This window comes from Arthrobacter pascens (assembly GCF_030816475.1).
GTDB classification, from domain to species: Bacteria; Actinomycetota; Actinomycetes; order Actinomycetales; family Micrococcaceae; genus Arthrobacter; species Arthrobacter pascens_B.
The window spans coordinates 357,065-378,291 of record NZ_JAUSXF010000001.1 but is presented as its reverse complement, the minus strand read 5'-3'; the positions used below and the strand labels follow the sequence as shown (position 1 = coordinate 378,291).

At 62.8% G+C, this 21,227-nt stretch carries 18 protein-coding genes; 15 read left to right on the top strand and 3 right to left on the bottom strand.

What is annotated here, in order from left to right; all coding sequences use genetic code 11:
- Nucleotides 1-83 precede the first annotated feature (83 nt).
- The 3 genes from QFZ40_RS01690 (at nucleotide 84) to QFZ40_RS01680 (ending at nucleotide 3,728) form a co-directional block, all read left to right on the top strand.
- Nucleotides 84-656 carry an MOSC domain-containing protein gene (locus tag QFZ40_RS01690; RefSeq protein ID WP_306902485.1) on the top strand — a complete coding sequence of 191 codons (573 nt, stop codon included), beginning with the start codon at nucleotides 84-86 and terminating at the stop codon, nucleotides 654-656.
- A 115-nt stretch (nucleotides 657-771) separates the two neighbouring features.
- On the top strand, nucleotides 772-3,249 hold the full coding sequence (locus QFZ40_RS01685; protein WP_306902484.1) for a molybdopterin oxidoreductase family protein: 2,478 nt from the start codon (nucleotides 772-774) through the stop codon (nucleotides 3,247-3,249).
- Entirely contained in the window at nucleotides 3,246-3,728 is a 483-nt protein-coding gene (locus QFZ40_RS01680; RefSeq protein WP_306902482.1) for a hypothetical protein, read from the top strand. Before QFZ40_RS01685 ends, QFZ40_RS01680 begins: the two co-directional genes overlap by 4 nt.
- A 34-nt stretch (nucleotides 3,729-3,762) precedes the next feature.
- Here QFZ40_RS01680 and QFZ40_RS01675 read toward each other — a convergent pair whose 3' ends face one another.
- Nucleotides 3,763-4,011, bottom strand: a complete 249-nt coding sequence (locus QFZ40_RS01675) for a hypothetical protein (protein WP_306902481.1) — start codon at nucleotides 4,009-4,011, stop codon at nucleotides 3,763-3,765.
- Nucleotides 4,012-4,078: 67 nt separating this feature from the next.
- Nucleotides 4,079-5,170 (bottom strand): sensor histidine kinase, encoded by a 1,092-nt coding sequence (locus QFZ40_RS01670; RefSeq protein WP_306902480.1) that lies wholly within the window; start codon nucleotides 5,168-5,170, stop codon nucleotides 4,079-4,081.
- A 330-nt stretch (nucleotides 5,171-5,500) separates the two neighbouring features.
- Between QFZ40_RS01670 and QFZ40_RS01665 the strand changes: the two genes are divergently transcribed.
- From QFZ40_RS01665 to QFZ40_RS01630, 8 genes are all read left to right on the top strand, one after another.
- On the top strand, nucleotides 5,501-6,937 hold the full coding sequence (locus tag QFZ40_RS01665) for a GH32 C-terminal domain-containing protein (protein ID WP_306902479.1): 1,437 nt from the start codon (nucleotides 5,501-5,503) through the stop codon (nucleotides 6,935-6,937).
- Nucleotides 6,938-6,981: 44 nt separating this feature from the next.
- On the top strand, nucleotides 6,982-8,316 hold the full coding sequence (locus tag QFZ40_RS01660) for an ABC transporter substrate-binding protein (RefSeq protein ID WP_306902478.1): 1,335 nt from the start codon (nucleotides 6,982-6,984) through the stop codon (nucleotides 8,314-8,316).
- Between the two features lie 43 nt (nucleotides 8,317-8,359).
- A complete protein-coding gene (locus QFZ40_RS01655; protein ID WP_306902477.1) occupies nucleotides 8,360-9,241 on the top strand; it encodes a carbohydrate ABC transporter permease in 882 nt (293 codons plus the stop codon).
- Nucleotides 9,238-10,149 carry a carbohydrate ABC transporter permease gene (locus QFZ40_RS01650; RefSeq protein ID WP_306902476.1) on the top strand — a complete coding sequence of 304 codons (912 nt, stop codon included), beginning with the start codon at nucleotides 9,238-9,240 and terminating at the stop codon, nucleotides 10,147-10,149. The genes QFZ40_RS01655 and QFZ40_RS01650 overlap by 4 nt, the downstream gene beginning before the upstream one ends.
- Before the next feature lie 38 nt (nucleotides 10,150-10,187).
- Nucleotides 10,188-11,267, top strand: a complete 1,080-nt coding sequence (locus QFZ40_RS01645; RefSeq protein ID WP_373427377.1) for a LacI family DNA-binding transcriptional regulator — start codon at nucleotides 10,188-10,190, stop codon at nucleotides 11,265-11,267.
- A gap of 222 nt (nucleotides 11,268-11,489) precedes the next feature.
- Nucleotides 11,490-12,461 (top strand): peptidase, encoded by a 972-nt coding sequence (locus tag QFZ40_RS01640; protein WP_306902475.1) that lies wholly within the window; start codon nucleotides 11,490-11,492, stop codon nucleotides 12,459-12,461.
- A gap of 102 nt (nucleotides 12,462-12,563) precedes the next feature.
- Nucleotides 12,564-13,826 carry an MFS transporter gene (locus QFZ40_RS01635; protein ID WP_306902474.1) on the top strand — a complete coding sequence of 421 codons (1,263 nt, stop codon included), beginning with the start codon at nucleotides 12,564-12,566 and terminating at the stop codon, nucleotides 13,824-13,826.
- Nucleotides 13,827-13,913: 87 nt separating this feature from the next.
- The gene (locus QFZ40_RS01630; protein WP_306902473.1) at nucleotides 13,914-14,207 is read left to right on the top strand and encodes a cyclophilin-like fold protein; all 294 of its coding nucleotides are present in this window, start codon (nucleotides 13,914-13,916) and stop codon (nucleotides 14,205-14,207) included.
- Between the two features lie 60 nt (nucleotides 14,208-14,267).
- Here the strand turns inward: QFZ40_RS01630 and QFZ40_RS01625 are convergent, their stop codons facing one another.
- Entirely contained in the window at nucleotides 14,268-15,314 is a 1,047-nt protein-coding gene (locus QFZ40_RS01625) for a hypothetical protein (protein ID WP_306902472.1), read from the bottom strand.
- Between the two features lie 226 nt (nucleotides 15,315-15,540).
- On the opposite strand from QFZ40_RS01625, the gene QFZ40_RS01620 reads away from it, so the two are divergent.
- From QFZ40_RS01620 to QFZ40_RS01605, 4 genes are all read left to right on the top strand, one after another.
- A complete protein-coding gene (locus tag QFZ40_RS01620) occupies nucleotides 15,541-15,864 on the top strand; it encodes a hypothetical protein (protein ID WP_306902471.1) in 324 nt (107 codons plus the stop codon).
- Nucleotides 15,865-16,050: 186 nt separating this feature from the next.
- Nucleotides 16,051-16,197 carry a hypothetical protein gene (locus tag QFZ40_RS01615; RefSeq protein WP_306902470.1) on the top strand — a complete coding sequence of 49 codons (147 nt, stop codon included), beginning with the start codon at nucleotides 16,051-16,053 and terminating at the stop codon, nucleotides 16,195-16,197.
- Nucleotides 16,198-16,270: 73 nt separating this feature from the next.
- Nucleotides 16,271-16,555, top strand: a complete 285-nt coding sequence (locus tag QFZ40_RS01610; RefSeq protein ID WP_306902469.1) for a hypothetical protein — start codon at nucleotides 16,271-16,273, stop codon at nucleotides 16,553-16,555.
- Nucleotides 16,556-16,778: 223 nt separating this feature from the next.
- Nucleotides 16,779-21,029 carry a discoidin domain-containing protein gene (locus QFZ40_RS01605; protein ID WP_306902468.1) on the top strand — a complete coding sequence of 1,417 codons (4,251 nt, stop codon included), beginning with the start codon at nucleotides 16,779-16,781 and terminating at the stop codon, nucleotides 21,027-21,029.
- The last annotated feature ends 198 nt before the right edge of the window (nucleotides 21,030-21,227 follow it).

Here is a 21,227-nt window from a genome sequence, read left to right as displayed (position 1 = left end):
GCATGCGCTGGCGACATTACCCGGATGCCCTTATCCCGCCGTCGTGGGCTTGCCATTGCCGGTCATGGCGATAGCTTTATGGAATGACGGCAACTTTCAGGTACGACGTGGAGGTCCTGCATCTGCTCGTCTCGCCGGCACACGCGTACTTCGGCCGGGCGCGCGAGGGTGCGGCTGACGTCCCGACAACCGATGCGGAGCACGTCGAACTGGTGGCGGGCAAGGGCATTGTCGGCGACAGATTCTTCGGCAAGGCAGCCCACATGGATGCGGCGGTCACGCTGTTCGCGATTGAAGCCCTCGAAGCCATCGCCGGCGAGCTGGAGACTGCACCTCTTGACCCGCTGCTGACACGGCGGAACGTGGTTCTCCGCGGCGCGCACCTTGCTCCGCTGCTCGGTCAGGAATTCGTGCTGGAATCGCGCGGTGACCGGGTTCGGTTGAAAGCCGGACGGCCTGCCAACCCGTGCGCGTGGATGGACCAGATGCTCGCCCCGGGTGCGCACAAGGCCATGCGCGGCCGCGGAGGCGTGCGTTGCCAGGCCCTTTCTGACGGCTTCCTGCATCGCGGACCGGCGGTGCTGATCAGCCCGGTACCGCTCAACCCCGAACATGCGGGAGTACCCGTTCTGCTGCGTCCGTCGCGGCTGCCCTAGCCCGCGCCCGGCGCATCTTGTCGCCGTCGCCCGGCCTCCGTAGACTTTGGGCCTGAGGACCCACGGGTAACCCCGGGTTGCCGGTGGGCATCATCTCCATGACCGGAGGCGACACGTGGCTGACAAGGACCGGATAGCTGAACCGTGGGGAACACGGACTCCTTACGGACCCGGGGAGGAATGGCCGGTCCGCGTGGACTCCTACCTCCGGGAGGGTGTGCGAACCCAGGACGTCGATCGGTGGGTACAGTCGGCGTCGATCCTGCATTCCAACGGTGACGCTCTGGATATCGCGGTGAAGGACGGCCGGATCGCCGGGGTCCGCGGGCGGGCGGAAGACCGCGTAAACCACGGCCGGCTCGGGCCCAAGGATCTTTTCGGCTGGCAGGCGAATTCGTCACCGGACCGGCTCACCAAACCATTGGTCCGCAGGGACGGGAAACTGACCGAGACCGACTGGGACACGGCCATGGGTCTGATTGTGCAGCGGACGAAGGACCTCCTCCAGGAACAGGGGCCCAGCGCCATCGGCTTCTACACCACCGGGCAACTGTTCGCCGAGGAGTACTACACCCTGGGGCTTATCGCGCATGGCGGGCTTGGGACCAGCCACGTTGACGGCAACACCCGCCTCTGCACGGCCACCGCGGCGGAGGCCCTGAAGGAATCCTTTGCCTGCGACGGTCAGCCCGGCTCCTACACTGACATCGACCATGCCGACGTGATCGCCCTCTACGGGCACAACATGGCCGAAACCCAGTCGGTGCTGTGGACCAGGATCCTTGACCGCCTGGCGGGCCCAAATCCGCCGAAGATCATCTGTGTGGACCCGCGGCTGACACCCGTGGCCCGGGCAGCGACAGTGCACCTGGCGCCGCGCCCGGGAACGAACGTCGCCCTGATGAACGGGCTCCTGCATGAGATCATCGGCAACGGCTGGGTCGATCACGAATACATCCGCGCCCACACCGTGGGGTTCGACGAGCTGGAAAAACGCGTGCAGGACTTCCCGCCGGATGTTGTGGCCCAGATCTGCGACGTGCCCGAGGCCCTGATCCGGGAGGCGGCCAGGATCATCGGCCAGGCCGAGCGGCTGCTCTCCACCGTGCTGCAGGGCTTCTACCAGTCCAACCAGGCCACGGCGGCAGCGGTCCAGGTCAACAACGTCAACATCATCCGGGGAATGCTCGGCAAACCCGGCTGCGGCATCCTGCAGATGAACGGCCAGCCAACAGCGCAGAATACGCGGGAGGCCGGAGCGGACGGTGACTTCGCGGCGTTCCGGAACTGGTCCAACGACGCGCATGTGAAAGACCTCGCCAAGGTGTGGAACGTTGATCCGATGGAGATTCCGCACCAGTCACCGCCGACGCATGTCATGCAGATGATGCGCTACGCCGAGGAGGGAACGATCCGCATGCTCTGGGTCAGCGGGACCAACCCGGCAGTGTCCCTTCCCGAGCTTCAACGGGTCCGTTCCGTCCTGTCCCAGGACCGGTTGTTCCTGGTGGTGCAGGACATCTTCCTGTCCGAAACCGCGCAGTTGGCGGATGTGGTTCTTCCGGCCGCAACCTGGGGTGAGAAAACCGGGACCTTCACCAACGTCGACCGGACGGTGCACATCTCGGACAAAGCCGTTGAACCGCCGGGGGATGCCAAGCCGGACCTGGACATCTTGCTGGACTACGCCCGGCGCATGGACCTGCGGGACAAAGACGGGGACCCGCTGGTGAAGTGGCATGATCCGGAGTCCGCCTTCGAAGCGTGGAAGGAATGCAGCAGGGGCCGCCCCTGTGACTACACCGGAATCACCTACGGGAAGCTTCGCGGCGGATCGGGCATCCAGTGGCCGTGCAACGAGGAAAACCCTGACGGTACCGAACGGATCTACCAGGACGGCAAGTTCTGGAGCGACCCCGAGTACTGCGAAAGCTACGGGCGGGACCTCATCACCGGTGCACCGCTGGAAGCGGCCGAATACAAGGCGCTGAACCCGTCCGGCAAAGCCATCATCAAGGCGGCGGAGTACGTGCCTCCGCACGAGCTGCCCAGCCGGGATTACCCGCTGCAGCTGATCACGGGAAGGACCCTGTACCACTTCCACACCAGGACCAAGACAGCACGCGCGCCGCAGCTGCAGGCGGCGGCCCCGGAAGTGTGGGTCGAAATCTCCGAGGACGACGCCGGAGCTTACGGAATCATTGAAGGCGACCTGGCGGAAGTGTCCACCCCGCGAGGCGCTGTTGAAGCCAAGGTCAGGATCAGCGGAATCCGGAACGGGGTGTTGTTCCTTCCCTTCCACTACGGATACTGGGACACCGACGGCGGCCACGAACCGCAAAATGCCGGGCGGGCGGCCAATGAACTGACCATCACGGACTGGGATGCCGCTTCCAAACAGCCCATCTTCAAAACCGCTGCGGCCAGCATCAGGAAGATCCAAGCGGCGACCGGGCCGTCCGCCGCCCCCACCAATACAGCATCGGCGCCGGTCCGGCCGGTCGGTTTTGAAACCAAAGGCACCAACAGCTCAACCGCGGACGAAGCCGTCCATCCCGCTGCGGCCACTGCAACGTCCGGAGGGACGCCATGAAAATCGGTCTGGTACTGCAGGAGTTGCACCGCTCTGAGAACGACCTTGCCCAGGAACTCCTGCAAATCTCCGAGCGGCACAAATCGGATCACGAAATCTACCATCTCGGCCGGGATCTGGCGGAATGGTCCCAGCAGCATGTGAGGGAAATAGCCGAAATCGGCAAGAAGTACGGCGAGGACCTCGATCCTGAGCCGAAAGGCGACGCCGGCCCCCTCAAGAAAGTCCGCGACAAGACCAGCGAGCTCATGGGCCGGCAAAGCGCTCCCGGGCTCCTGCTGCTCCGGGACCTGAGGGAAATTGTCATGAAGGCAACAGGCGTGTCTGTGGACTGGGAGATGCTGGGCCAGGCAGCCCAGGGAATCAAGCACGCCGATCTGCTGGCCGTCACCCGGAAATGCCATCCGGAAACACTGCGGCAGGTGAAATGGGCAAACGCCATGCTCAAGGTGGAATCAACCCAGGTTCTGGTCAGCTAGGAAGGCGGGCGGACCGCGGCGGGACCGCCGGCGTCTAGATCGACACATCCCTTTCGATTTCCTCTGCGAGGTCGTCTATCTGCTCCGGGCGCAGGCTGATGCTTGCCTTGCGGAGGCGTTCCTCAAGCACATGGCTCACGTCGTCCTGGATATGCCCCAGCCGGATGTCGCTACGGATATCGTCGGCGATACTTTCCACAGTCTCTGTGCCGTCAACCTCCATCACGATGTCGTCGTCGTCATCGAAAGGAGTACCGCCCGTTTCAGCTCCAGAGTCTTTCATACTTCATGGTGGCCGGTCCGGATTGAGCGGTCAATAACCTCTGAATCACTGCAGTTGAGCGGCCGAATCAAGGAGCGACAGGAGCATCAGCTCCCGCGAGGTGCAGGCTGACAACCGTCCCGCCGTTCTGGCCCGGGGAGATCTCCAGCCGCCCGCCGTGGGCGGCCGCCACCCTGGCACACGTGGCCAGGCCCAGCCCTGATCCGGGCGGGTCCCCCTGCCGGTGCAGCCGGACGAGCGGTTCGACCACGCGCCGCCGGTCACCGGCAGCAATTCCCTTGCCGTTGTCCGCCACCCGGATAACGACGCCGGCAGGCGTCCGGTCGCCGTGGATCCGGATGACAGGGGGAATCCCTTCCCGCCGGTAAGCCACTGCATTCTGGATCAGGTTCTGTAGCGCCACCCGCATCTGGCTTCCGTCGGCGTCGAAGTCAAGGTCCTCACACTCCACCACCGCACCGGCCTCCCTCAGACCCAGGTTCAGGTCGTCGGCGACGTCCTTCACGAGATCCGCCAGCGACAGCCGGGACCTGACCAGGGAACCGCCGATGGAGGCGAACGTGAGTAGTTCCTCCACCATGGACAGCATCCTGCGGGCACTGTGGCCGACGATTTCGAGGTATTCGGCGGCGGATTCCTGGTCCGTTTCCGCTTCCATGGAGCCGAGCTCAACGTAGCCAAGGATGGACGTCAACGGATTGCGCAGGTCGTGGCTGACCCGGCCGGTGAACTCGGCCAGCCTCTCGTTGCTGCCCCTGGTTTCGGTGAGGGCTTCGGCCAGCGCGCCGTGAAGTGTCGTCACCCGCCGGGCTGCCAGCAGCCGGGTATGCAGGATGAACGGGTCCAGCGGTTTGGTCACGTAGTCATCGGCTCCGGCCTTCATGCCTTCGAGGACGTCTTCCCGCGCCCCGTGTGAGGTCAGCAGGACCACGTAGGCATAGGAACCGTTTTCGGCGGCGCGGATAGCCCGGCACAGGTCATACCCGTTGAGCCCGGGCATCATGAGGTCAGTGACCACTACTTCAGGGTGATGTTCCTGGTAAAGCTCCCAGGCCATGTCCCCGTCCGAGGCGACGATGCAACGGTGGCCTGACTTCTCAACGGCGGCCTGTGCAACGAGCAGGGACCCAGGGTCGTCGTCCACCACTAGCACCGTCATGGCGTGGGGGGCGTGGTTATCAAAGCCGGGATTCTCTTCGTCCTGGCGCGGCCCAACCATTGGTCTCTGAACCGGTCCCGAACCGACAGGAAAAGATTCCCCCACTATTTGCCCCTTGGCCCATGCCAATCGAGAAACCTACACCCGGTAGCGGCCTACCATGCCTAGGAACAGGCTAGCCCTGATTCCGTTGCAGTTGAAAGGTTTGCTCTGCCGGGCCTTGAGGCAGCACCTGGCCAAACCAAATTTGCTAAAACGCTTGATCAAACTTAAGCGAAGCGATACATTACAGGTGGTAAAACGCTTTAGCAGAAATGGACATCAGCGCCGATGAAAAGCTCAGTATTCTTCCAGCCCTCCGATGGATGGGTTGGAGATCTTATCCCCTTTGAGAAGGACGGAGAGTTCTGGCTCTTTTACCTTCACGAGGTCCGTGCAGACCCGAAACCGGGAACCTCGTGGAACCTCGTCACCACTAAAGACCTCACGCAATTTGAGGACCAGGGCGTTTCCCTAAAGCACGGAAGCGAAACAGACGCGGATTTCAACGCCTACACGGGCAGTGTCATCGTAGACGAGACCGGCATCCACCATCTGTTCTACACCGGCCAGAATCCGCGTCACCTCGGATCGGACGGGGCGCCCCTTCAGCTAGTCATGCATGCCACGAGCACCGATGGAATGCAGTCCTGGGTGAAGCACCCGGAACTTACCTTCGGCGCACCGGACGGCTTCGAGTCCGGCGACTGGCGGGATCCCTTCGTCTTCCGGGACGAGGCCGCGGGCCAGTGGCGGATGCTCCTTGCAGCCCGGCACTCCACCGGACCCGAACGCCGTCGCGGTGTCATAGCCCAGTGCGTCTCCAGCGACCTGATGACGTGGGAGCACACAGACCCCTTCTGGGACCCACGCCGCTACATCACCCATGAATGCCCGGACGTCTTCTCCTGGGGCGACTGGTGGTACATGGTCTATTCAGAGTTCTCCGAATCCTTCACCACCCGGTACCGCATGGCCAAGAGCCCGGATGGTCCATGGACGGTACCAGACCTGGAAAGCGTCGATGGGCGCGCCTTCTACGCCTCCAAGACCGCCGAACGCGACGGACGCCGCTTCTTTTTCGGGTGGATCGCGAGCAAGGAGGGCAACACCGACGACGGTCCCTGGCAGTGGGCCGGGACCATGTCCGTCCTGGAAGCCCGGCAGAACGCGGACGGAACCCTGGGATTCGGATTAGCTGACGAACTCGTTGACAGCTTCTGGGAGGACGTGCCGGCATCACTGGCGAACGACCTGCCGACTCGACTGGACGTACCAGACGGGTACGCCGCCGTCGTCTCCGACGAAGAAATGCCCAGCCAGTTCTACGCCAAGGCAGTCCTCAACATCGAAGCCAACACCACCGAATGCGGGCTGTTGCTGCGCTCAAGCCAGGACGGGGACCAGTCCTACGTGTTGCGCCTGGAACCGAAACGCGGCCGCATGGTTTTCGACCGGTGGCCGAGGAAAGTCACCGGCGACGCCCAATGGCATGTCTCCGGGGACGTTCCGTTCGACATCGAACTGGAACGCCCCTGCCATGTGGCTCCCGGAGAGCACACCCTCGAACTCGTGGTTGACGGGGACCTCTGTGTCGCCGTCCTGGATCGGCAGGTTGCCCTCAGCAGCCGGATCTACGACTCGCCGGCCAGTCGCATCGGCGTCTTCGCCGGGGAAGGGTCCGCAACCCTTACAGACCTTCAGATACGTCAGCGCACAGACAACTAAATGCCTTCACCATTTTTCGGCTCACATCAAAGGAGATTGTCCCCATGAAGAAGTTATTCCGAACAGCTGCCGTGGCTGCGGCAGCAGCCCTCGCCCTCGCCGGATGCGGCAGCGGAACAGCCAGCGATCCTTCCAACGTCAGACCCACCGGGGAGGTCAAGCCCCGCGAAATTTCGTGGCTGCTGTCCCGTCCGGCTGACGGCGCGGTCATCAACATTATGAAAAAACTCGCGGACGATTACACCAAGGACCACCCCGGCTTCTCGCTCAACCTGATCACCACCCCGGACCGGCCCTCCTACATCCAGAAGCTTGAGACCCTCGCCGCCGCGAACAAGCTTCCCGAACTCTTCGACACCGACGCCACACCCTTCGCCCAGCAGTTGGCCAAGCAGGGCAAGATGGTCGACGCTGAAAAGCTACTGAAGTCCTTGGACGTCTACGACGACTATCGGCCCAGCGCGCTGGACTACCAGCGCTTCGATGACGGGTCCCTCAACATGATTCCATTCCAGTTCGAGCTGGAATTCATCTGGTACAACAAGGCCCTGCTGCAGAAGGCCGGAGTCTCCGTCCCGAAATCCCTCGACGACATTCCTGCCATGTGCACCGCGCTGCGCAATGCCGGGATCACCCCGTTCGCCATTGACGGCCAGGACCAATGGCCCCTGGAGCGGTATGTCGCCTACCAGCCGTTCAGGGAGGCAGGCCCGAATTTCATCCAGAAGCTCAAAAAGGGCGAAGCGAAGTTCTCCGACGCCGCGGGCCAGAAGACTGTCGAATGGCTGGCCTCGCTCGGAAAGGCCAAGTGCTTCCAGGACGGGTTCTCCTCACAGGGCTACTCCGACGCGCAGAACCAGTTCACCTCCGGGCAGGCAGCGATGTACAACATCGGCACTTGGGAGCTGCCAAGCCTGGCAACTGACAAGCTGAACCCCTCAGTGCGGGAGGACATCGACTTCTTCACCCTCCCGACCACGGAAGGATCGGTCACCGCAGCCAACGAGTTCGTCTCCCCCTCCGGTATCGGCATGGCTGTAAACGCCAAGACCTACGACCCGCTCGTGAGCGACTTCCTGAAATTCGCCCTAACGAAGTACCCGTCCGAATACGCGGCTACCGGCGCACTGTCCCCGACGACGAACGTGGAAACCGTAGTTCCGGCCAACGCAACACCCTTGTACAAGAAGGCCCTGGAAAAGGCCACCGACCTCGGGGACGAACAGGCAATGCCGTGGGATACCCAGCTCGATCCAACAACGAACGGCAGGCTGCAGCAGGAGCTCGTGCTCCTGGTCCAGGGCAACATCACGCCCGAGCAGTTCACCAGCACGATGGACAGCACCATCGCCCAGAACGCCCCGAAGTTCTTCAAGTAATCACAGCGGTGGGGGCTACGGCCCCCACCCGAAAGGCCCAACCATGCTCCCCAACAGGTCACGACTCTCTGTCCTGGTCTTCCTGCTCCCACCCCTGCTGCTGTACGGCGTCGCCGTGCTTTTCCCCATTCTGCAGTCGCTGTTCCTCAGCTTCTTCTCCTGGAACGGCATCAGCGACATGCAGTTCGTGGGGCTTGCCAACTATGTGCGGATGCTCACCGGAGACGACATCTTCTGGCGCTCCTTCTTCAACGCCCTCGGCTATCTCGCCATCTGCCTGGTCCTGCAGCTCGGCGGCGCACTGCTCGTCGCCAGCCTCCTGACCTCCATGCGCCGCGGCCGCGAGCTCATCAAAACCCTCTACCTCCTGCCAGCAGTGATCTCCACCGTGGCCATCGCGTTCCTCTTCGTGCGCATCTACTCGCTCGAACCCGTCGGCCTCTTGAACCAGCTCCTGCACTGGATCGGCCTGGGCGCCCTTGAACGCCCCTGGCTTTCGGATATCAACAGCGTCCTCGCGGCAGTGTCGGCCCCGGAGGGCTGGCGATTCACGGGCCTCTACATGCTCATCATCTACGCGGCGCTGCTGTCTGTCCCGCAGGAACTTGAGGAAGCCGCCCGCCTCGACGGCGCTTCGCGGTGGCAACTGTTCACCAAGATCCGTTTCCCCCACATCATGCCCGTCTGGATCACCACCACGATCATGGCGACAACATACGGGCTGCGCGGGTTCGACATCCCTTACCTCATGACTAACGGCGGCCCGGGACAGTCCTCCGAGTTGCTGACCACCTACATGTACAAGACGGCATTCACGAGCACTGACTTCGGCTACGCCAGCACCATCGCCGTGTTCATCGTCGTCGAGTGCCTGGTGGCCGTAGGACTCATCCTCTTCATGCTCAAACGAAAGGCGGACGCATGACCGCGCCAGCAGCCCCGGTTACACGGCCCAGAGCAACCCCGGACCCATCAGCGAGCCCTGCGCCCGTCCGGAGGCGGAGCAAGCCCAGCCTCCACGGCACGCTGTCAAAAGTAATCATCGCTCTCATCGTCATCGTGCAGGTTTACCCCTTGGCCTGGCTTTTCATTACGAGCCTGCGCACTGAACATGACTTCGCGACCGGGGATCCATTCGCGCTCCCCAAAGCTGTGACTTTCGATAACTATGCCCGCGCTTTCGAGACCGGCAACCTCGGAATGAACATCCTCAACAGCTTCATCGTCACGATGGGCGCCAACCTCCTGATCGTGCTCCTGGGAATGATGGCGGCCTATGCCCTGCAGGTCCTTGGCTTCCGGTTCAGCAAGTTCGTCCGCATCCTCTTCCTGATCGGCATCATCGTGCCCGTCCAGATCGCGCTTGTGCCGCTCTTCATCGACTACTCGAGCATCAACCTGCTCGACACCTACCCGTCGATGATCATCCCCCTGGCCGGCTTCGCCCTGCCGATGTCGATCTACCTCTTTTCCTCGTTCTTCGAATACATCCCCCGGGAAACGTATGAAGCCGCCTCGCTCGATGGAGCAGGGCCCTACCGCATCTTCGGACTGATCACCCTCCCGCTCTCGGTAAATACTGTCGTGACAGTCGTCCTGGTGAACAGCATCTTCATCTGGAACGACTTCATCTTCGCCAACACCTTCGTCCTCTCGGAGGAGCTGAAGACCATCCCGCTGGGCCTGCAGAACTACATCGGCGCGATGGGAAAAACGGACTGGACGGCCACGTTCGCTGCGGTCTGTGTCACCATCACTCCTCTGCTGCTGGTCTTCCTCGTGCTCAACAAGGCGATGATCCAAGGCCTGGAAAGCGGGGCGACCAAAGGATGAAAGGAACACCAGGCGGATATACTCCTGCAGGAGGGCAGATGATTTCGCAGGAGAATGGTTCGGGCACGCCTATGAGTGCTGCCGCCTCCACGAACCAGGGCCAGCGCCCACAACCCGTCACCCTCCGGCAAGTGGCTGAAGCCGCTGGCGTCTCCACAGCCACCGTTTCTCTCGTTGTGAACAAGAAAAAGTCGGCGCGAATCGCCGAAGAGACCCGCCATCGGGTTCTGGACGCGATCCGGGAGCTGGGCTATCGGCCTAACGCCATGGCGCAAACCCTTGTCAGCGGAAGTTCCCGATTCATCGGCCTCGTTGCCGACGCGATCGCCACCACCCCTTTCGCCGGCCAGATCATCCACGGCGCCCAGGATGAGGCCTGGAAGCATGGCTTCGCCCTTCTGATCGCCAATACCGAGGGCAACCGTGAGCTTGAAACGGATGCAATTGCGATGATGCTGGAATACAAAGTCCGCGGCATCCTCTACTCGACCTGGTTCCACCGAGCCACCGAACTGCCGGCACCCCTGCGGGAATCAGACTTCGTCCTCGTCAACTGCTTCTCTGCGGAACCAGGCGCGCGGGCCGTGGTCCCGGATGAAATTCAAGGCGGACGTTCAGCCACAGAAATCCTGCTGAAGCACGGTCACCGTCGGATCGCTTTCATCAACGCCACCATCCCCGCCCCGGCGAAGGACGGACGGCTTCAGGGCTATAAAGAAGCACTGGAAGCAGAAGGCATCACCTTCGACGACGGCCTGGTCCTCGAAGCCTATCCAGACCAGGAAGGCGGGTACGGAGCAGCACAGGAACTGCTCAAGCTCGGCGCTACGGCCGTATATTGCTACAACGACCGAATGGCGATGGGACTATACGATGGGCTGCGCGAGCAGGGCCTCTCCATTCCCGATGATATTGCTGTGGTGGGCTTCGACAACCAGGAAGTTATCGCGGCCCACCTCCGGCCACCGCTTTCCACCGTTTCTCTTCCCCACTACGAACTGGGGGCAGCGGGAGTTCGCATGCTCCTTGGCCTTGAGGAACCACAGGCCACCGCACCCACGAAAATTTACTGCCCCACTGTGGAAAGAAACTCCGTCCGGGCGCTGGCCCCTGCGTAGCGGGCCTTCGGCTATCAAGTAGACACACTTTTGCAGGAGTCGACGACGGCGGGAGGTCCCGCCGTCGTCGGCTGACTTCTCCTTCCGGGAGACTCAGCCGAGCCCGCCCGTCCTCATGAACCGAAGCCGACCACTATGCTGAGCGGACCATTGCACGAGATGGGTTGGGGAGCACGGGGGGCCTTGGTGGTACCAGGTTTTGATAAAGAGAACTCCGCAGGCATGTCCACCGGGGAACGTGACGTTCCTCCGGGCGTCCGGCGTTCGCCGAGCGGGCGTATCCCACAGTGGGCCATCGACGAGGCATTCGGCAAGCTGCAAGATCCCGAACCCTGGCGTGCGGGCCCCGCGCCAGGTGGAGTGAAAAGGCGCGGCCATGCCGGGACGAGGCGATGGGGCACGGGCAAGTGGGGGCTGCGGTGGGCCACTGTGCTGGGCGTCGCGCTGGTAGTGGGGCTCTATTTCACGCCGACGCTTTTTGAACGGTACGTGATGGCGGCGGCACGGCCCCACCTGCCCGGCTCTGAGGTCCCGCCGCCAGGCTTTGAGGCAGCTTCGTCGCCCCTCGGCGTTCCCCCGGCCACCGACGGATCCACCGATTACGTTCTGCAGAAGTCACCCGACCCGGGTCAGCCTTTTGTTGCCTACGACCCGTGCCGCCCGGTTCATTACGTGGTCCGGCCTGACCTGGCGCCGCCGGGCACAGAGCACCTCATCCGGGAGGCCGTGTCCGCAGTTTCCGCGGCCTCCGGACTGCAGTTCGTGTACGACGGACCCACTTCCGAAGCGCCAAGCAATGATCGCAAGGCCTATCAGCCCGAGCGCTACGGCAAGAAATGGGCGCCGGTCCTGATTGCCTGGTCCACTCCGGAAGAGGCGCCCGAGCTGGCGGGGAAAATTGCCGGCACCGGGGGCAGCGCCTCGATCCAGATCCCGGGCGAGCCCTATATTTACGTCACCGGCCAGGTGCAGCTTGACGCGCCGGGCCTGACGGAAACACTGGCGTTTCCTGATGGACCGGCTTTGGTGCGGGCCATCATCATGCACGAGTTGGGGCATGTAGTCGGACTGGGCCATGTGGACGACCCCACTCAGCTGATGTACGCAGAGAACCACGGGCAAATGGACTTCGGCGCTGGCGACCGCGCCGGGCTTGCGTTGCTGGGAACCGGCAAGTGTGTCCCCGGTTTGTGAGGAGCGGACGACGGCGGGACCTCCGGCCGTCCGCTTCACTTGTGGCCTACGCTATCGTTGCCAAACGTAAAGTCAGGACCTGACAAGAAGAGGCTTTCCAGGATGACGAGCACCGCCGGCAACACCGGCAGCAGGAGCACTGCGGGACCGCCGCTGACCGCGTTCCGCTTCATCCTTGTCTTCGGCACCATCAGCGCCCTGATGGACATGGTTTACGAAGGGGCCAGGAGCGTCACCGGCCCCTTCCTGGGCGTACTGGGCGCGTCCGCCCTCCTGATCAGCGTCATCACCGGCGCCGGCGAGGCGGTGGCCCTCGTCCTGCGCCTGGTCTTCGGGCGCCTGGCGGACCGGCCCCGGCTCCGGTGGGCACTGGCGATGGCCGGCTACGGCCTCACAGCACTGTCTGTACCTCTGCTCGGGATTACCAGTGCCTTGTGGATTGCATGCTTCCTCGTCCTGGCGGAGCGCCTGGGCAAGGCCGTGCGAAGCCCGGCTAAGGACACCATGCTCGCCGAGGCCGGCACCAGGCTCGGCCGCGGAAAGGCGTTCGCCTTCCACGAAGCACTGGACCAGATCGGAGCTTTCCTCGGCCCGCTCCTGATCGGGGTGTCATTATCACTCTCGGGCAGTTACGGCCCCGGGTTTCTGCTGCTCGCCGTTCCCGGATTGGCAGCCATGCTGCTCCTCCTTTGGCTCAGGAAACGTGTCCCCAGCCCCTCCCGCTACGATTCTTCCCCGCACGGCCAGCCTGTCAGGGATTCAGGATCAGCCGCCCCGGTCGCGGCTACCACGAGTCCGCCCACGACCTCCGGGATGCCGCGGCAATTCTGGATGTACGCAGCATTCAGCAGCCTGACCATGTTCGGCTACGCAACGTTCGGGCTGCTCTCATTCCATCTCGTCTCTACCGGGCTCCTGCAGCCCGCGCTGGTCCCTGTCCTCTACGCCGTGTCCATGGCAGTCGATGCCGTGGCAGCCCTGGGGTCCGGCTGGCTTTATGACCGAATCGGATTGAAGGTCCTCCTCGCCCTTCCGGTTCTCGCAGGGGCCGTCCCGTGGCTCGGTTTCAGCGACAACACCACACTGGCCGTGGCAGGAGCGCTGCTATGGGGAGCCGCAATGGGCATTCAGGAAAGCACCATGCGCGCAGCTGTCGCCGAGATGGCCCCGACAGGACGCCGTGGGAGCGCCTACGGCATCTTCACTGCCTGCTATGGCATCGCCTGGCTCGCCGGAAGCGTCCTCATCGGGCTCCTGTATGAACAATCAATATTCGCCCTGGCCATTACCCTGACCATCATCCAAGCCGCCGCCCTAGCCATATTCATCGCTGTCCGGCCGCATATGGCCACAACCGCTGCCTAAGGTCGCCGTGAGGACGTGCCATCCACGATCAGCGGGGAGGCCACAAGAAGATCACAGCCTCAGTGCTCGGCGTGGCTTTCGCTGCCCTTGACCGATCAGCTACCCCTGACGCTCACGTTCAAGGACCATGGCGACCAGGAAAAGATCGCCGGCCTGCCCACGCCGCTCGCGCTGGAGGGCATGCCGGCGGGCAGCGATGCAGCCCCGCTGACTATCGGCTACTACGCCCCCGAGCAGGCTCTGGTGCTGTACTACAAATACGTCGGGCGCTTCAACGGCATCGTCCCGATCGGCACCTTCGAGGACCTTGCAGCTATCCGCGACCAAGCCTATGGATTTACCGCGACACTGGACTTTGCGTCATGGGGAACAGTCCAGTAGCCGGCACAAAGAAAGCGCACGACGGCGGGAGCTCCCGCCGTCGTCCGCTTCCGTCTGTGCCTACTCGCTGAAGGGGACCTTCTCCCAACTCAGGACGGCACGGTCATCGGCGCTGTTGCCGGCCACCGTGAACCTGAGGTAGTCGGTGGCGTTGGCCGCTCCGTCCACAGTGATGCGCTCCAGGTCATCCGCGGCGGGCTGGCCGTAGATGCCCAGCCACGGTGAGCCGGCTGCCAGCGGCTGGTTCTCGGCAAAGACGTGGCTGTCGCCGTTGATGAGGTAGACCGGGCGGTCGAAGCGGTTGGTCTCCTCAACGATGGCGGCAACGATCTCCCGGAACCCGGACACGCTTTCGGGGTCGGCGGTGGCCGCGGCCAGCTGCGACGGATCGAACATGTCGGCCTGGGTCATCAGCACTACGGCGCGGTCGTTGCGGCGCCTGGCATCGGTGAACGTGCTGTGGATCTGGTCCACTACGGCATCCGTCCTGTGCGCAACCTCGGCCAGCTGCTCCGGGGTGGGAGCCGTTTCGCCCAGCCCGCTCCATGGAAGCAGCGAGTTGTTGCTGCCCTGGACGTTCACCACCGAGAAGGCCACCCGGTTCTGGGTGAAGCGCACGTCCTCCGGAAGCCCGAGGTTCTCCTGGGTCTTGACCGGCATGTTGGTGCCGAGGGTCTTGCCAGGCTGGTCGAAGAAGACCTCCCGCAGCTTGGCCAGCCGCTCCAGCGGGTTGTACGCGCCGTTGTTGGTGCGGTGGCAGTCCACCCACTCGTTGTCGCCCGGCGTATAGACCAGCGGGTGCTCGAAGGTGTCGAACTCAGACCGGATCTTGGCGAAGTATTCGTCTGAGCAGACCGAGGAGCCGTTCTTGATGTCGCCCAGATGGGTCACAAACTTCAGCGCACTGTCGGCGCTAATGTCCTGGATGTGGGACGGGAACTTGGCGATTTCCGCGTCGCCGTATGGGGTGTCGCCGATGACGCCGAAGGTGAACTTCTGGCCGGCGGGGCTGTCGGAGGTGTCGGCCGCGTTGGCGGGCTGGGACGCAAGGAGGCCGAGCGCCAGGACGGCTGCCGCCGTCGTGGTTTTTATGGTTTTTGAAGGCATGGAAGTGTTCCTGTGTCTGCTGGGCGGGAGGCGGTCTGTGGAAAGACTTCCTGCTGCGGGAGAACCGGCATGGTCCAAGCGGTTTCGGGACGGTGAACAGGAGCGGTCGTTTGCGGACAGCAGGACGACGGTGCCTCCGGGCTTTCGGCCCTGCGTTCGGTTCAGGGCCCAGCGTTCAGGCTTAAGCTGATAGTAGAACGTCTCGTCCAGCACCGGGGAGGTCATCGTGGCCACCGAAACCGCCACTGTGAGCGGTCATGATGTCACCACCATCACCTGCGTCTGCGGTAATACCGTCAGCAAGGACGGACTGATTCAGGCCAACTCAGAAGGCGTACCCGTCTACGGCGGAGAGAGCACACCGGTCCCCCCGGAATTGGCGGAATGGCCTGCAGATGAGGACCTTTACACGCTGTGCCCCTCCTGCGGCCGTGTGTACCGCGACGCGGTCATCGAAGAAACAGGAACGGCGCCGGTTGCTTTCCGGGTCAACGTCACCGCCGGTCCCATTGCCGAGGCCATCCGGGTGCACTGGGACCTCAGCAGCTAGGCCAGAACCTTGTGGCAGCAGTGGCCATAAGGTCCGATTTGGCAATCGTATTGACAAAGGCCAGCGGTCGGGACAATCTGATGAGCACTAATTGATGCCGGTTCCGGCGTGATTGCAAAGCCTAACAACAACCGTTCATTTCACGGTTCGGCGCTGGGGCAGCCGCGACGTTCGAAGGTACGCTAAATGACTACAGTCATCGTCGCGGGATCCGTGCTACTTTTCCTTGCCGGCATCACGGCTTTGATCTCCGGCCTGCTGGTGGCGCGGCCCGGCGGCCGCCTGGTGATGCGGATTCTGGCGGAAACGTCCCCGGACTCCGCTCAACATTGACTTCACTATTGTTCGCCCCGGCTGGCTGTCAGTACTGCTGTTCACCGTCCTTGCGCTGCTGGTGGGGGCAATCGTGGCAGCATCCGCAGGCAGGTACAGCCGGCGGCTTCCGCTGCCCTCCCGCCGAACGGTCCCGGCATACTTGCCACTTCTGGGTGCCATTATCATCCCGCCCGCGGCGGTCTTGATCTTGCTTGGCGCACTCATTGTGCTGGCGTGGCCGGGCCCGGCGACTGGCCGGCGCAGCGGGTTGGCTTCTGCCAGATATCTCTGGGCCGGAAGAGTGATCCTCGCGCTGGCCGCGATCCTGGCCCTTCCCGCGTTCGTTGGTTCGGTCGCCTTCATCGGGTCGATTTAGGCGCGTCTCCGGCCCGTATCAGAACCGCTGGATAGCGCTTGCCCTTGACAAAGCCCAAGGAAATGGCCAGAGTGTTGGGAAATCGTTATCCTCATCACTCTCCCTCAGCCCTAACCTCCAAAGAAGCAGGCCACCCATGAGATTCACCGATGTCTCGGGAGTTCCCCCTTGTCCTGGACAATCCTCCTCGCCCGGCTCCCGTCGCCCATCCATCCTCCAGCGAATGTCGGTGCTCGTCGCCGCTTCCCTCTTCGCCGGGCTCCTCGCTGCAGGACCAGGCGCGGCGCCATCGGCGGCAGCTGACGTGATCTGCAACGTTCAGTTCAATGAAACGACCAGCACCCAGGGATTCGTCCACCCGGGAGTTGGCCTTACCGCCTCCACCCTGCAGAACGTACGCCAGCAGGTGGCGGCCGGTGCCGAACCGTGGAAGTCCTACTTCGATGCGATGACGTCCTCAAGCGCGGCGTCGCTGTCCATCAAATCAGCCAACGAGAGCGCGACGGATCCGTCGAAACCCGCCGCCACGGCATTCAACAGCCAGTCTTTCAACTCCCGCTTCATCAAGGACGGCCTCGCCGCCTACACACAGGCCACGCTTTACTCGATCACCGGCAACGAAACCTACCGTGCGAACGCGATGCACATCATCCGAATCTGGTCCCAGATGGACCCGGCCCAGTACACCTACTTCACGGACGCCCACATCCATACCGGAATCCCCCTCAACCGGATGGTGTCAGCCGCCGAGGTCCTTCGCTACAGTTCGTGCACCAACGAGACTGTGCCTTGGACGGACGCGGATACGCAGGCGTTTACCACCAACCTCATCACTCCTGTGATCGAGACGTTCCAGCACGATCAAAACCATTTCATGAACCAGCACAACTACCCCCTCATGGGCACCATGGCGGGCTACATCTTCACGGACAACCGGGCCCGTTACGACGAGGCTGTCGAGTGGTTCACCGTCAACTCCACGGCAACCGACCAGGGCTTCAACGGGTCCGTTTCCCGGCTGTTCCGTCTCATGACGAAGAACGACGCAACAGGACAGCCACTGGATCAACCGGTGGTGCAGCACCTGGAAATGGGGAGGGACCAGGCGCACGGCGGCGGCGACATCACCAACGCCACGATCATCTCCCGAATGCTGCTCGCGCAGAATACCAAGGTGGACCCTGTTGCAGGGACAGTCTCATCAGCAGCAAATGCTGTAGGACCCTACGATTTCCTCAACGACCGCATCCTCGCTGCCGCCGACTACTTCTGGCGTTTCATGCAGGGCTATGACACACCATGGGTTCCGGCCGCCTATGCGATCTCACCCGACGGCACCATCCGCGACACGTACAACCACATCTCGAACAGCTACCGGGGCCGCTACACCACCGCCAGCTTCTGGGACCTGTACTACTACTACACCTATGTGCGGGGCGTCGACCTCTCACAGAAGGCCCCGTACTTCAACGAGGCATTCTCCAAGCGAATGCCATCGAACTTCTATTACGGCGGAAGCCTGAATCGTGCCTGGGACAACGTTGACGGGGGCGGCGACTTCTGGTTGTACGCGCCCGCCTCCGCTGCCGGGTCTTCCCTGCCTGTCCCGCAGAAGAGCCCCACCAACCTCGACATTGAAGACCGCTACACAGCACTCTCCGGCACGTCCAGGAAAGGCACCGACGGGACAACCGGCTATGTGAGCCTTGAGGCAAGCACGTCCGGGACCAAGATCGCCTTCCTGACCGGCTCGACCGCCAAGAAGACAGTCGGGCTGCGGATCCGGACCAACGGAACTGCACTGATGAGGCTGACCTTCGGGCTGGACCGCACCATCGTGCTCCCGGACACCGGAGGAGCGTGGACCTATGTCACGCTCAATCTCGTCAACGACGAGGGCATCGCCGATCTTCTCAACATTGAGGTCACAGGCGACGGGACAACTGTCGACGTCGACACACTGAACATCAATGCGGGCGCCGAACTCAGCCCTCCGGAATTCACCGCAGTCACCGATGGCCAGCGAATCGTCGGTTACACCGGGGCGGCCCTCGATGTGGACCTCAGCGCGAAGGATCCGGTCGCTACGGATACCATTACCTACTCAGCGGCGGGCCTGCCCCCGGGGGCTGAGCTTAACCCCGCAACAGGCCACCTGACGTGGACCCCTGCAGCTGCTTCATCCCCGACTGTGACAGTTTGGGTCTCCGACGGCACAACCACGACGGCGCGACGCATCACGCTGGATATCGCCGCCGACCGTTCGGGTGCGCTCTCGAAGGCCCAGCAGGGCTTCGATTCGCAGGCCATCTATGTGTCAGCAACGCTGGACGCATTCAATGCGGCGAAGGCAGCGGCCGCGGCAGGCGCATCGGGAGACGACGCAGGCTACCTCAAGCAGCTGCAAAGCCTGGTTGCGGCCACGAGTGGCCTCGCCTTGGTCTCTCCGCGGTCCCCCATTGACCAGAGCCTGAACTATCCGGGAATACTGGCCACGTCAACGGCCGGAACGAGTGCCTTCAAACTCGTTGACGGCGACGACCAATCCGGGACGTCCTACCCCCAGGCGCAGAACCTCTCCCACACCTTCGATTTTGGTCCGGATTTCCGGGTCTCGGCTAATAAGTTCGGATTCGCGAGCAACATCTTCGCCGACCGTCTCGCGAACTCCGCAGTCTTCGGATCAAACGATTCCCAGAACTGGACGAGGCTGACGCCCGGCGTCACGGCTTTCACCCAGGACTACCAGACGCTCGACGTCGACCCCTCCCTGCGCAGCTCGCAGTTCCGCTACATCAGGGTGCAGCTGCTTCAGCCGCAGCCTGATGTACTGTACGGAATTGTTAGGAATCTCTTCGAGATGAATGAGTTCCATATCCTCGGAGACCGGCACGAAATCGGCAACCAGCTCAAAACAGTCTCGATCGGGTCCCCGCAGGCTATTGCAGGCAAGATCCAGCTTGGAGACACGGTGAAGCTGACGATGGTCGCCAAGAAGCCGCTCGCCAGTGTGAGCGCGACGATCCAGGGGAAGTCCGTTGCCGCGACATCCGCCGACGGCATCAATTGGTCAGCGGAAGCGGTGATGTCTGGCGTCCCCATGGGACAGGTCGGCATTTCCGTCGGCTTCACCAACACCGATGGCTCAGCCGGACCGACGTCGTACTCCACAACTGACGGCTCGACGCTCATGCTGGCAGGGTCGGCAGACCACGCCATCAACGTCCCCAAGCTCGCCACTGTCACCGCATCCGACAAACAGTGGCCGGGGAACGGACTGGGCGCCGATCAGGTGGGCAACCTGCTCTTCGACGGGAACGGTGACACCTTCGGTGACCTGAACACTGCGTCAGGTTCCTGGTACAAGATCGACTTCGGCCCCACTGCGACGGTGCGGCTCGATGAAATCCTGCTGCTCCCGAGGGCCTCGGCGGCCACCCGCGCCAACGGCACTGTGGTGCAGGGCTCGGCTGACGGTACCACTTGGGTTGATCTGATCTCCCCTGTATCCGGAGCGACGGCCAACAAGTGGATCGACATCAAACCAACTTCAGCCGCAGCGGCTCAGCATTACCGGTATGTACGCCTCTTCAACGCCACGGCGTGGAGCGGGAACCTGTCGGAAGTCCAGTTCTACGGCGACGTCGCGTACCCGGATTCCTATCTCGATGCCAAGGCCGCTGACACCTCCACTTCCACTCAAGGCAGTGCTTACCTCTACAACAAGGAGACAACCAGGATTCGTGGTGCACTGACGGCTCCCAATGCCGACCGAACACTGCTGCTCAACCAGTTCCTCGCGGCCGGCGCACTCCTGAAGCCCCTGTCCGACCTTTATCCGCAGATCGCCATTCCACGGACAGCGGTGACGGCATCATCCGTCGCCTTCGGCAACACTGCCACCGCCGCAGACAATGGCTGGCGGGCCTTCGACGGCGACCCTGCCACCTCTCCGGACACCACATCTGCAAGCGGATGGGTTCAGGTGGACCTGGGGACAGAGGCACCTGTCATCCTGGGTGCCGTCAAGTATCTGCCACGGGCAGGTAATGTCGCGCGTGGCAACGGTGCGCAGATCCAAGGGTCGAACGATGGGACAAACTTCACGACGCTGGCGACGATCTCGAATGCCACGGCCGCGCAGTGGTACACGCTCCCGGTACAGACGACGACGGCGTACCGCTACCTGAGGTATTACACTCCGGCGGGTTTCGCGAACATCGCAGAGCTGAAGTTCTATGCGAAAGCCGTGGATAAGACGCTTCTCGAGGTGATGATAGGGCAAGGGACGGCGCAGCGCGGGGGTGATTGGACGGGTGCCAGCTTCGCCGACCTTCAACGGGCACTGGATACTGGCCAGAGTGTGAACACGGACGTCTCTGCTACACAAGCGGCTGTCGATTCAGCGGCCAAGGCAATCGACTCCGCGATCGCTGCACTTGTGCCGCGAACCACCGGGAAGCCCCGCCCTTAGGTTTTTCTGCTGAACGGACGACGGCGGGACCTCTCGCCGTCGTCCGTTGCTGCTTTGGTGAGGTGTCAGCAGAGCAAACCGGTAAATTTAAGGCGATGATCCAGATTGACCGGGACGACCCCGCACGCGATGATGTCCACCAGCTCGGACGCCCCGCCGTCGAAATAGCGGGAAAGGTGCGGGATCGCGGGAACGATC

Bases quoted from the DNA above. Each gene is read 5' to 3' on its own strand.
- QFZ40_RS01690 (WP_306902485.1), top strand. From the start codon at position 84: ATGACGGCAACTTTCAGGTACGACGTGGAGGTCCTGCATCTGCTCGTC.
- QFZ40_RS01680 (WP_306902482.1), top strand. From the start codon at position 3,246: ATGAAAATCGGTCTGGTACTGCAGGAGTTGCACCGCTCTGAGAACGAC.
- QFZ40_RS01675 (WP_306902481.1), bottom strand. From the start codon at position 4,011: ATGAAAGACTCTGGAGCTGAAACGGGCGGTACTCCTTTCGATGACGAC.
- QFZ40_RS01670 (WP_306902480.1), bottom strand. From the start codon at position 5,170: ATGACGGTGCTAGTGGTGGACGACGACCCTGGGTCCCTGCTCGTTGCA.
- QFZ40_RS01665 (WP_306902479.1), top strand. From the start codon at position 5,501: ATGAAAAGCTCAGTATTCTTCCAGCCCTCCGATGGATGGGTTGGAGAT.
- QFZ40_RS01660 (WP_306902478.1), top strand. From the start codon at position 6,982: ATGAAGAAGTTATTCCGAACAGCTGCCGTGGCTGCGGCAGCAGCCCTC.
- QFZ40_RS01655 (WP_306902477.1), top strand. From the start codon at position 8,360: ATGCTCCCCAACAGGTCACGACTCTCTGTCCTGGTCTTCCTGCTCCCA.
- QFZ40_RS01650 (WP_306902476.1), top strand. From the start codon at position 9,238: ATGACCGCGCCAGCAGCCCCGGTTACACGGCCCAGAGCAACCCCGGAC.
- QFZ40_RS01645 (WP_373427377.1), top strand. From the start codon at position 10,188: ATGATTTCGCAGGAGAATGGTTCGGGCACGCCTATGAGTGCTGCCGCC.
- QFZ40_RS01640 (WP_306902475.1), top strand. From the start codon at position 11,490: ATGTCCACCGGGGAACGTGACGTTCCTCCGGGCGTCCGGCGTTCGCCG.
- QFZ40_RS01635 (WP_306902474.1), top strand. From the start codon at position 12,564: ATGACGAGCACCGCCGGCAACACCGGCAGCAGGAGCACTGCGGGACCG.
- QFZ40_RS01625 (WP_306902472.1), bottom strand. From the start codon at position 15,314: ATGCCTTCAAAAACCATAAAAACCACGACGGCGGCAGCCGTCCTGGCG.
- QFZ40_RS01615 (WP_306902470.1), top strand. From the start codon at position 16,051: ATGACTACAGTCATCGTCGCGGGATCCGTGCTACTTTTCCTTGCCGGC.
- QFZ40_RS01605 (WP_306902468.1), top strand. From the start codon at position 16,779: ATGTCGGTGCTCGTCGCCGCTTCCCTCTTCGCCGGGCTCCTCGCTGCA.